The sequence below is a fragment of the Paenibacillus fonticola DSM 21315 genome (assembly GCF_000381905.1).
GTDB lineage: Bacteria > Bacillota > Bacilli > Paenibacillales > Paenibacillaceae > Fontibacillus > Fontibacillus fonticola.
On record NZ_KB907274.1, the window covers coordinates 69,836 to 80,080 of the forward strand.

The 10,245-nt window shown below is 45.6% G+C and carries 10 protein-coding genes and 1 pseudogene; 2 read left to right on the forward strand and 9 right to left on the reverse strand.

Annotated features, from left to right (window positions below; translation table 11 throughout):
• Window positions 1–33: 33 nt before the first annotated feature.
• The 7 genes from galU to G358_RS0124235 form a co-directional block, all read right to left on the reverse strand.
• On the reverse strand, window positions 34–927 hold the full coding sequence (gene galU / locus G358_RS0124205; RefSeq protein ID WP_019639849.1) for a UTP--glucose-1-phosphate uridylyltransferase GalU: 894 nt from the start codon (window positions 925–927) through the stop codon (window positions 34–36).
• Between the two features lie 269 nt (window positions 928–1,196).
• Complete coding sequence (gene corA, locus G358_RS0124210; RefSeq protein WP_019639850.1) at window positions 1,197–2,156, reverse strand: magnesium/cobalt transporter CorA; 960 nt, start codon at window positions 2,154–2,156, stop codon at window positions 1,197–1,199.
• Window positions 2,157–2,312: 156 nt separating this feature from the next.
• Window positions 2,313–3,302: an inorganic phosphate transporter gene (locus G358_RS0124215; protein WP_019639851.1), complete on the reverse strand. Its 990-nt coding sequence runs from the start codon at window positions 3,300–3,302 to the stop codon at window positions 2,313–2,315.
• Window positions 3,303–3,390: 88 nt separating this feature from the next.
• A complete protein-coding gene (locus G358_RS0124220) occupies window positions 3,391–4,005 on the reverse strand; it encodes a DUF47 domain-containing protein (RefSeq protein ID WP_019639852.1) in 615 nt (204 codons plus the stop codon).
• Window positions 4,006–4,196: 191 nt separating this feature from the next.
• The gene (locus tag G358_RS0124225) at window positions 4,197–5,270 is read right to left on the reverse strand and encodes a DUF3048 domain-containing protein (protein WP_240480103.1); all 1,074 of its coding nucleotides are present in this window, start codon (window positions 5,268–5,270) and stop codon (window positions 4,197–4,199) included.
• Window positions 5,271–5,421: 151 nt separating this feature from the next.
• The gene (locus tag G358_RS0124230; RefSeq protein ID WP_019639854.1) at window positions 5,422–6,252 is read right to left on the reverse strand and encodes an alpha/beta hydrolase; all 831 of its coding nucleotides are present in this window, start codon (window positions 6,250–6,252) and stop codon (window positions 5,422–5,424) included.
• A 124-nt stretch (window positions 6,253–6,376) separates the two neighbouring features.
• Window positions 6,377–6,598 (reverse strand): hypothetical protein, encoded by a 222-nt coding sequence (locus tag G358_RS0124235; RefSeq protein ID WP_019639855.1) that lies wholly within the window; start codon window positions 6,596–6,598, stop codon window positions 6,377–6,379.
• 262 nt (window positions 6,599–6,860) lie between these two features.
• Here G358_RS0124235 and G358_RS33730 point away from each other — a divergent pair, with 262 nt between their 5' ends.
• Complete coding sequence (locus tag G358_RS33730; RefSeq protein WP_019639856.1) at window positions 6,861–7,742, forward strand: hypothetical protein; 882 nt, start codon at window positions 6,861–6,863, stop codon at window positions 7,740–7,742.
• Window positions 7,743–8,481: 739 nt separating this feature from the next.
• Here G358_RS33730 and G358_RS0124245 read toward each other — a convergent pair.
• Window positions 8,482–8,976, reverse strand: coding sequence for a cell wall hydrolase (locus tag G358_RS0124245; protein ID WP_019639857.1), 495 nt, complete (start codon window positions 8,974–8,976; stop codon window positions 8,482–8,484).
• Window positions 8,977–9,222: 246 nt separating this feature from the next.
• Here G358_RS0124245 and G358_RS30820 point away from each other — a divergent pair, with 246 nt between their 5' ends.
• Window positions 9,223–9,948: a hypothetical protein gene (locus tag G358_RS30820; protein ID WP_157274478.1), complete on the forward strand. Its 726-nt coding sequence runs from the start codon at window positions 9,223–9,225 to the stop codon at window positions 9,946–9,948.
• 84 nt (window positions 9,949–10,032) lie between these two features.
• Here G358_RS30820 and G358_RS32645 read toward each other — a convergent pair.
• Window positions 10,033–10,245, reverse strand: a pseudogene (locus G358_RS32645) (group II intron reverse transcriptase/maturase); the annotation flags it as partial.

The following is a 10,245-nucleotide window of genomic DNA, read 5'->3' on the forward strand; positions in this document are numbered from 1 at the left end:
ATGCCTGCGTTCCTAGTGATCAATCGTAGATAATTATTCCTCGGAACTAGGGATATCATTGTCAACTTGCAGCAGCCTGTTTACCTCTTCTTGCAGATCATTCTTCAGATTTCCATGGTTCCCTGTAATAGCAAGAATGGCCTTAAGATAGCCAAGCGGGTCTCCAACATCATGCCAGCGGCCCTTGATCTCGCAAGTATAGATGGCTTCCTTGGCCAGGAGCCTGTTTAACGCGTCGGTGAGCTGAATTTCACCTCCTACGTCGGGTAGCTGATTCTCCAAAATACTAAAGATAGATGGTGTAAGAATATAACGCCCTACCATAGCGAGACGCGAGGGCGCCGCACCCGCCTGGGGCTTCTCGATTAATTGATTGACATAGGCGAAATCATCAGTCAATGGCTTGGCATCCACAATCCCGTATTTGGATACTTTATCTTCAGGTACCGTCTGCACCCCCAGAATGGAAGTCTGGAATCTGTCGAAGCCTTCGATCAACTGCCGCAGTGCCAGAGGCTCTGACTCGAAGAAGGTATCTCCAAGCAAAACAGCAAAAGGCTCTCTACCAATAAACTTTCTGCCTACATGAATCGCGTGGCCCAGCCCTTTTGGCTCGGATTGGCGGATATAATGAATGTCTGCCAGACCAGTAAACTCTCTCACCTTGCGAAGCTCTTCGAACTTTCCCTTCTGTTCCAGGAAGTATTCAAGCTCATGTGCAGAATCAAAATGGTCCTCAATGACCCTCTTCCCTTTGCCGGTGACAACCAGAATCTCCTCGATTCCGGCCCCCGCCGCTTCCTCGATAATAAATTGAATTGTTGGTTTATCAATAATCGGAAGCATTTCCTTGGGCATTGCTTTAGTTACTGGAAGAAGCCGCGTTCCGAAACCTGCTGCTGGTATGATTGCCTTACGGATCTTCATGTGGTCCTCCTCCTTAATGATGCAGTTGTATCTGATGTCATCGTATGCCAGAGTTGCTTTTGAATAGTGGACATCTATCTAATCCGGCAAAAAATAATTGAATGCCCGTCCAGCGCAGCAAAAAAAACGGTCACCTCCTGCCTTAAATTAGGAATGACCGTCTTTTGAGTTGAACTATAATTTGAGTTGAACTTTTTATAATGTACTCTCATCTTGAATGGCCTCTTTAGAAGCTCTCATAACAAATGTGGACTTTGTAACTTTCGCCGTCACTTGAACCAGCCCCGCCGCATGAAGCTGAGAATCATCCAAATGCTGAGCACGCCCATTAGGCCAAGTACGCCGAAATAGCCATAGCGCCACTCCAACTCAGGCATGTTAACGAAGTTCATCCCGTAAATCCCGGCAATCAGCGTGAGCGGCATGAACACGGTCGTAATGACAGTCAGCGTCTTCATGATCCCGTTCATCCGGTTGGAATTGAGCGAAATGTAAGAGTCCCGCAAATCCGCGGTCATCTCCCGATTGTTCTCAATCATTTCGGACAGCTTCAACAAATGATCATAAATATCCGAAAAATGTACCCGCGGCTCCTTTTCACCTTGAATATGCTGAGAATTCAGTACCCGATACATTAAATCGCGCATGGGCACGATAGTGCGCCGCAGCTTGAGCAGCCGGCTGCGCAGCGCAAACACTTGATTCAACAGCACCTCGACGGATTCCCTGCTCCCCTGTTTCTCCAATTCGTCGAGCTCATCCTCGACCGAATATACACAGGGAAAATAATTATCGACCAGGCTGTCTATGACTGCATAAGCCGCCGCATAAGGGCCCTGCGACCAAATTTTCCGGTCATGCGTCCGGCTCAATATTTTATCCCAAGCCTGATTTACTTCTGACAATGACTTCTGATGGTAGGATACCAGATAGCCGCTGCCGATGAACAAATCGACCTCAACCGTACTCAATGTGTCCGGATGGATCGCATGCAGTACCATAAACTGATATTCCTCATAGTAGTCCAGCTTGGGCCGCTGCAGAACGTGAAGACAATCCTCGATAGCAAGGGGATGGAATTTGAAAAATGCAGAGAGCAGCTCTGATTCCTCTTGTGTCGGCTCGCTGAAATCAACCCAGCACCATGCATAATGCCCGCGATGAATATCCTCCAGCGGAATTCCCTGTATAACTTTATGATCATGTGTCACGCCTAAGACTCGTATCATGTCCATCCTCCTCACTTCTTCATAAGAAACATATCACATCAGCGTCCGTACATTAATAAAAACGTCTAATACTCTGCTGAAAACTTATATATTCAATAATATTCAAAAAAGCCAATCACCGGTTTTACCCTAAGTGATTGGCTTTTCTCATATAAACTAAAACAAAACTACATAGATTAATCCAGCAAGGACAGCCACAATCGGAATCGTGATGACCCAAGCGATCACAATTCGCCCGGCAACTCCCCACTTCACCGCCGAGAACCGCTTAGCAGAACCTACACCCAATATCGCGGATGTAATTGCATGCGTAGTGCTCACTGGCAAGTGGAATAACGTTGCGGCGAAAATAACCGATGCCGCAGACATATCTGCCGCGAAACCGTTAATGGGCTCGATTTTGAATATTTTCGTCCCCATCGTCTTGATGATCTTCCAGCCGCCGATCGATGTGCCGAGTGCCATAGCTGTCGCAGCGGCGAACTTAACCCATAAGGGAACATCCATGGTGTCCTGATATTTGGCCGTTACTAGAGCAAAGGTAATAATCCCCATCGCCTTCTGTGCGTCGTTGGTACCATGCGTGAACGCTTGAATGGCTGCCGTAATGACCTGCATCGAGCGGAACCCTTTATTGACTGTATGCGGGCTGCGCTTTGCAAAAAACCATTTCAGGACCATCATCACGATATAACCGATCACAAAGGCAATCAATGGAGAAAATATAAGTGCTTCAATAATTGTCGTAAACCCGCTCCAGTTCAGGTTCTTGGAGCCGGCACCGACAAATACCGCCCCGGCAAGGGCACCGATCAGAGCATGCGAAGATGAGGAAGGGATACCGAACCACCAGGTAACCAAATTCCATATAATCGCGGCGAGCAATGTTGCGACAAGGATCTCCAGACCGTTATCCAGCTTGGCCGGGTCGGCTATACTGCCTCCAATCGTCTTGGCTACCCCCGTGAACATCATAGCACCGGCAAAGTTCATAACCGATGCAAGTAAAATGGCTGTCCGCGGCTTCATCGCACGTGTCGATACCGATGTCGCTATCGCATTTGCGGTATCGTGAAAGCCGTTAATGAAGTCGAAAGCCAGCGCCAGAAAGATGACAATCAATATGATGATTAAACTCGTATCCATAGTCTCATTTTTTGCACAGATCGTTGTATTTGTATATCATCCGCGCAATTCCAACCTCCCGAAAAATTGAATGTCAAAGCGAAGTTTCTTATGAATTGCGCATGATAATGGATTCCAGCATATTGGCAACGTGCTCGCACGCATCAGTCGTCGTTTCGAGACGTTCGTAAATTTCCTTCTTCTTGATCAGAACGATTGGATCCGTTATTTTGGAGAACAACTCCTTAATACAAATACGAAGCAGCTCGTCCCCCTGGTTCTCGAGATCGTTCAAACGAATCGTATGTTCGCGAATCGCAAGCAGTTTTTTCTGGGATAGCAAATGAACTGCCTTTTGAATTTCATAAGCAGAGGTACGCAGTATTTCTGCAAATTGAACAATATGCTCGTCCGGCTCGCTCAATTGGTACATAAAGAAGCGGGAGGTCGTCGCCTCCAGGCCGTCAATCACATCGTCAAGTGTCGTCGTCAGGTTCATAATGTCATCGCGTTCAATCGGTGTAATAAATGTTTTGTTCAATTCGACAATAATCGTGTGCGTGAAACCATCACATTTCGACTCAAATTCCTTCATTTGCTTAGCGAATTGCTCTACGTCATTAAATTCCGATACCTGCTGGGCGAAATAATCCGCCGAATGCACGATCGTATCCGCCATATTTTCTAACGTCTGGAAAAAGATATCTTTCTTTTTCGCTCGCATCTCTTATCCCCTTTTCTCTATTCGTGATTCTTTTACACTCGGATGACATAACCCTGAATATCTTATCACAATTAGCGACTTCATGGCACTTTTGTTGCAAACTTTTCACGTCTTTGATGTATATTTACCCTTTGTTTCCTAATACTATCCCTAAATCTGTCCCCTCATGTAATTGTTTCCTATTATTCGACTTATTCCACCACAAATCGACTATCAAAACCTGATTCATTTGGAACAATATTGACATATGTAATCCCAGGGTAAAAAGGAATTTCCTCGTTATCTTTTACAAAGCGAATAATGTCGCCTGCTTTACGAACCCATTGCCCGCGGATCATTTTTCCTCTTTGGAATATAACAGCCTCGCCTCCTATTTCGAGGTTAACGCTAAGGCGTCCAACATCGTCCAGCACCTTATGATTCGCACCCATAACAACTACATTTGCCGTCGTCAGCTGCTCTCCCGTATCCAGATCGTTATGCGGCGAATCGTTGATAGAACGCTTGTACAGCCTAGAGGCATCATTATATTCATAAGTTACCCTGTAATTGTTTAATTGAAATTTGACTTCCACCCGCTTAGCATCGGTTCCTTCAGCAGGCTCGTCCTCCCCCCGGAAAGGGTGCACAGGAACATTCTCATCCTCGATGGCAAATTTCCGTTTGGCTGCCCCTTCCAGCAGCATCTCTATATTGGAGTACAAATTATGCGGTGCCTTTCGTGATTTATCCCGCCAGAAATAGGCGCCCGCATTTGTAATTTCGTCCAAATCCTCCTTATGCTGCCGCTGCAGGATGGCAAAAGCATCATTACTCGCTCCCGCGTGCACAAGCACGCCATGATAGCTCTCCCCAAGATCAATCATATACGGGCGTATGCTGCGGACAGGCCCAATCCGGACCGTTTCATCCCCGCTTTGATAAATCGCTACAAGACGCGTAACTCCGCCTTCCGCCAGCACTTCGTAGACAATGTCCGCTTGACCTAAGCCGGATTGCGGCCGAGCGGCCGGCGCATTATTAATCATAACCGCCAGCGGTCTGCGGGTTACCGGTTGTTCCGTGGGCCGCCCCGTCAGCGGTGCCCTATAGGCCGGCAGCGTCTCCTCAGTGACCGGTTCCTCCACAATCGGTTCTGTAACAACCGGTGTTTCTGCGGCATTTTCCGGTACGGCCGCTTTTCCTAAACCACAAGCAGGAATAATAAATAAGACAGGCAGCAATAAGAGCATCACAATACATTTAGACCGTTGTAAACAATTCAAATTTCCGTCCTCCGAACCCATAGTTTTCCTCATATTATACGCTGATTGTCAACGTAACGAAATGATGGAAGGAACAAAAAAAGCGCAGTAGCCGTTCATTAATGGCTATACGCTTATAGTACTTCTTAGTTTATTAAGTTTTTTTGCGTTCTTATATCATCCAATGCTGCCAATCCGTTTGAACCGCTTCCAGTCCGTTTAGCCATTCCTTCGTCTTCGTCAGCAATTGATCGCGATGCGCTCCAGTTGAATAGGTGTGATCGCCCTGAAAAATAATTTCCTTATCGCAGCGCCCTTCCGGACGCATCCAGAACACTTTCTGGAACAAAAAGGCGTAATCCGCCGGTATCGCATCATCCGATGTCCCGTGAACGACGAGCACATCGCCCGAAAACCTGAGCGCTTCCTGAAATGGCTGATATGTGCCGAGCGAATCGAAAAAGACCGGGCTAAATTCATAACCCAAATAATCGGATGAACCGGAGCTCATAGCTTTGTCATATACGTCACGGCCGGTGATTTTTACTATATCATTAAAAGGATAACCGACCGACGACCACAAAATGAGCTTCTTCACCCGGCGGTCACGGACAGAAGTCAGCAGAGCAATCGCTCCTCCCAAACTGTGCCCAATCAATGTAACCCGGGTAGGATCGATATCTCCGCAGCTCAATCCGTAATCTAGAACAGCGCGTGTCTGGGCGATCATCGAATCGATGCCTTCCCGTCCATAATCACCGCTGCTCTCCCCGCAGCCGATATAATCAAAACGAACGACAAGGTTGCCTTCAGCGGCCAGCTCCCGTGCAGCTTTTACAAACAGCCGGTCCACACCTATCCGGCTGCCGACAAACCCATGGCAAATGACGATCAGCGGCACGCGATCCTTACAGCGTCCTTCCTGCTTCACGTCATCCTTCGGGTAATGAATACTGGCTGCTATTTTCTCTTCTCCATGCTGAATAACGATTTGCCGTTCCATTTGTCCACCCTCCCTGTCCTGTAATACAGGACTATATATCAATTAATCCGATAAGTTTAATATGAATTGTAAACTTATCTTAGCATTACAGGAAGCAGAGTGTCAATCGTTTTCGAACGGAATGTTATTCGTAATATTGCCGGAAAAACTGCTCAGTCAATTCCTTTCCTTCTTTTGAACCGTTGCTGGGCTCATCCTGATCCAGCCATGGCCGGTAAACATTATTCAGTTGCTCCTGATCCTCCATCTGCTGATCAGCATCAATCGATATGACTTCTTCCAGGCTTCCCCGGGATTGGCTGTTAAGCAAATATTGCCGGGTAAGCTCTGAATCGAATTGCCCCATGGCTTCACACCTCGTATACTCAGATTGAAAGAAACAAACAGCTTTTCCTCCTGCAACCTATTGTTCGAGGCATGAACTCATTTTATTCCCTGTTCCTTTCATTGTCATAAATTGTCCATGATTCTTGAGTCTCACTCCTGCGGACACTTCCGAGGACCCTTGCGAAATTAATAAATAATGAAGTATACTACTGGAGAAAATCGGTAATTCACTGGCATAAATGGGAGAGTTAATTAGCCAATCAGCCTGAAAGGAGAGATTCATGTACATTCACGAGATGATCAGAGAAACGAATCAATTAAGAGGGCAGATGTCCCCGGCTAATGAAGCTTACTTTGGGGAAATGGTAATGTATTTCCGTTCTGGCGCCAGTTCATTGACCGAAGCCAAGGGAGAAGAAGTTCTTCTGCAGCTCGCCCGGCGCATTATTAAAAACCAGGAGAAGAATATTGCCGCCTCCGAAATTTTCGGTGATGATCCTAAAGCTTATTGCGAGCAGCTTGCAGAGGATGTATTGATGAGAAAGCCCCGCAGTTTGCGGGACAAAATTAAATACTATACCATGATCCCCTGGGTCGCGCTGACTTGGGTGTTTTTCATTTACATGATCACTGGATTTTTCAGCAAATGGTTTGGCGGCGAGCTTGAATATACCCAGATCAGCACGGGTTCTTTACTTCTCATAGCTATTCTGTCCATAGCACTTATTGAAGGAGTTACCCGGTTCCTAGGTCCGGGAGCCAAGGGGAAGAATGGACAAGGGCAAAGGCAAGGACAAGGACAAAGGCAAGGACAATCACATTCAGACCGGAAAGGGCAGAAACTAGAACTGGTGCAAGAGGATGAGCACGAACTAGCGCTAAAGCAAGAACTCGAACAAAGACAGGAACTTCAGCTGGGACAGGGGCAGGGACAAGAACAAGTACAGGAACTGCTCCAGGAGCAGAAGCCACTGCAGTCTGGCAAATTCAACCTGAAAACACTCGGCGTTTATATCGGAATTACCGCAGGTATAGGGGCGTTTGGCCTGCTTCTAACTCAGCTCCTGCCAGCTTTCACCGTATCACCTTGGGACAGCCTCATTATTTTTATTGTAGGTGTAGCGGGCCAGAAATTTATATTCGGTCGCAAAAGCAAATCTTAGTTTCATACTCTAACTTTAGAAGTACCGCCCATGATGAGCGTACCGCCTTAAAGGACTGTCCAGAAAGTCAGTAAAAACTGACTTTTGGGACAGTCCTTCGATCTTCAAAGGATGGTTTAGGGGGCAGCGAAATTGGTGTGAGCGATGAGAGTGGTGTGAGTGAATTGATGAGTGAATTGAAAAGTAAATTGAAGAGAGACTGATGAAAGACTGATGAAACTGAGAGAGTGACGAGAACTGGTGAGAACTGGTGAGAACTGGTGAGAACTGGTGAGAACTGGTGAGAGACTGGTGAGTCTGATGGAATTGGCTGAACTTGTGAGACTGGTCACCCGTTAATGGACAGGAGATCCGCTATTTGTTGAAATAGGCCCCTTTTGCTATGCTTACGGACCTTGGTTCCGTTATTCGACCAAATTGACTGCAATAAACAGGCTTTTGAGGTCAATAGCGGAACGTAGGTCCGTTAGCCCGCCGAATTCCCCGTTATTTCAAAAATAGCGGCCCCTGTGTCCGTTGGGACTTGCGCATATATCCAGTTGCCCAGCCAGCTACCCAATCCAACCAGCATTCCAAGCTACTTAAGCTAATCAAGCTACTTAAGCTACTTAAGCTACTTAAGCTACTTAAGCTACTCAAGCTACTCAAGCCACTCTGCCAGCCAAGCCACACATCCAGCAACCAGCCATTGGATCGCCCCTTTTTTCGCCCTCATACGAGTCCAATTTCACTTTTTTGTTTAATAGCCCTCTACCCGCCAAAATGTGTGTTTTCCTATAACAACTTTCTCAACTACTTTTTTCGCAGTGCTGCCTGGATGCGTATAAAATTCATTGCCATCCTTATCCGTAGTTATCCGCTCTTTGTACTTATCGTTGCCATTAAACCACAGACACTTCCCTATTGGATTTGTTCCCCCATTGCTGGCTACACTAAGTGAATCCTTCCAAGCATTTGAGTCTTTATCCGGGCAGCGGGCATTGTTCGTTGTCATACCAGAAAATTGACTTTTTTTCAAAACTACACCCGCTACCGTGTTGCCGCCAAATTCACTTGAGTTTTTAGCTTTGCGATTCGATACAACATAATAAACACCTCTTTTGCCTGTCAATGATTCAACACTAGCTTCTGAATAGATTAGACGGGCAAGAAGATCTACACTATCCAAACCATCAAATTCTGAAAAATCCCATTCATCTGAACCTTTGTTTGTTAAGCAATCTCCAGCAGCCATATATAACACCACCTAATATTATTAGTATTTAGAAAATACAACAGGATATCTAACGGAAGTGTGTATCCCTCACTGTCAACCGTTTGAGTTGTTATTCCTAAGTACAACCTCATTATAATATACTACGTATCGTTACGCAATATAAAAAATACAAAAATATAATTTTTTAGTAACAATTTCAATTAATTCATCATTTATACTAAAGGTAGATGTATGTTTCAAATCATATACAAGGAGATGGATTTTTTGCCAAATAAAAAAATGTACATTAGTGTATTGGTGCTAGCTGTTACATTGGCAGCTTCTAGTTGCAGCAGCCCTGTAGAAAAGTTAAATTCAGGAGATGCATCACCCACACTTATTGAACAGAAAGAAAATATAAAAAATCTTGTCAAAACAGAAGATGTGATTATATCTGCCCAAGAAGAAGCAACCGGCTCCGGCTCCGACATATTTAAAGAAATTACGGTTCAGACTAGAGAGTTAAGCAAGACGTTCCCCTGGATCAATGTAACAAACCCATCTTATTACCCCATCGTCCAGCTTGCGGATATTAATGATGACAACAATGATGAAATTGTAATTATATTAACCAATGGTTATGGAACGGGTGTTTATGAGCAGGAAATTCATATTTTAAATAGAGATGATTTATCAGAAATAAGCATAGAGGAACCCGTTGAAGCCGTTAGGAAACGAGTTACATCTACCATCGTTAAAGAGAACAATACAGTTAAAGTATTAGTCGAGCTGGATGGACAAAAATTTGAAAAAACCTATAAAGAATCGGATGCCGGGGTATGGAATGAAGAGATAGGTTTTGGAGCCATTGTGAATTATACCGTTTCTAACAACAAAATCACGGCCGCTATCCCTGGAAATGTCTCCCCCGCAGAGTTTGCTGTAGTTGTAGAGGTGGAGTATGGCCCTGATCTTAAAATCAGCAAGATGAGCCTTAATTCCGCATCATAAATGCAATCGAGTAGGAGGGGGCGACTAACCCCCGTCCTCTCACACCACCGTACATGCGGGTCCGCATACGGCGGTTCCAAAAGGTTAACAAAGTTCCAGATAACGAGAAAGTAAACTTTTCAGCCCTTTCGTTTCCCAGTAGGAAGTCGGGAGGGCGTTATTTGTGTTTCTGGACATTTCCCAAGCACCGCGGCGGGAGTTTCCCATGACATAGCAGGCCCACTCCGGGACTCCAAGGGCCCTCAGTTCACGGATTCGGGTACGTACCCGTTTCCACTGTTTCCACAGACACATACG

Coding starts and splice junctions, on each gene's coding strand:
- galU (WP_019639849.1), bottom strand. CDS start 927: ATGAAGATCCGTAAGGCAATCATACCAGCAGCAGGTTTCGGAACGCGG.
- corA (WP_019639850.1), bottom strand. CDS start 2,156: ATGATACGAGTCTTAGGCGTGACACATGATCATAAAGTTATACAGGGA.
- G358_RS0124215 (WP_019639851.1), bottom strand. CDS start 3,302: ATGGATACGAGTTTAATCATCATATTGATTGTCATCTTTCTGGCGCTG.
- G358_RS0124220 (WP_019639852.1), bottom strand. CDS start 4,005: ATGCGAGCGAAAAAGAAAGATATCTTTTTCCAGACGTTAGAAAATATG.
- G358_RS0124230 (WP_019639854.1), bottom strand. CDS start 6,252: ATGGAACGGCAAATCGTTATTCAGCATGGAGAAGAGAAAATAGCAGCC.
- G358_RS0124235 (WP_019639855.1), bottom strand. CDS start 6,598: ATGGGGCAATTCGATTCAGAGCTTACCCGGCAATATTTGCTTAACAGC.
- G358_RS33730 (WP_019639856.1), top strand. CDS start 6,861: ATGTACATTCACGAGATGATCAGAGAAACGAATCAATTAAGAGGGCAG.
- G358_RS0124245 (WP_019639857.1), bottom strand. CDS start 8,976: ATGGCTGCTGGAGATTGCTTAACAAACAAAGGTTCAGATGAATGGGAT.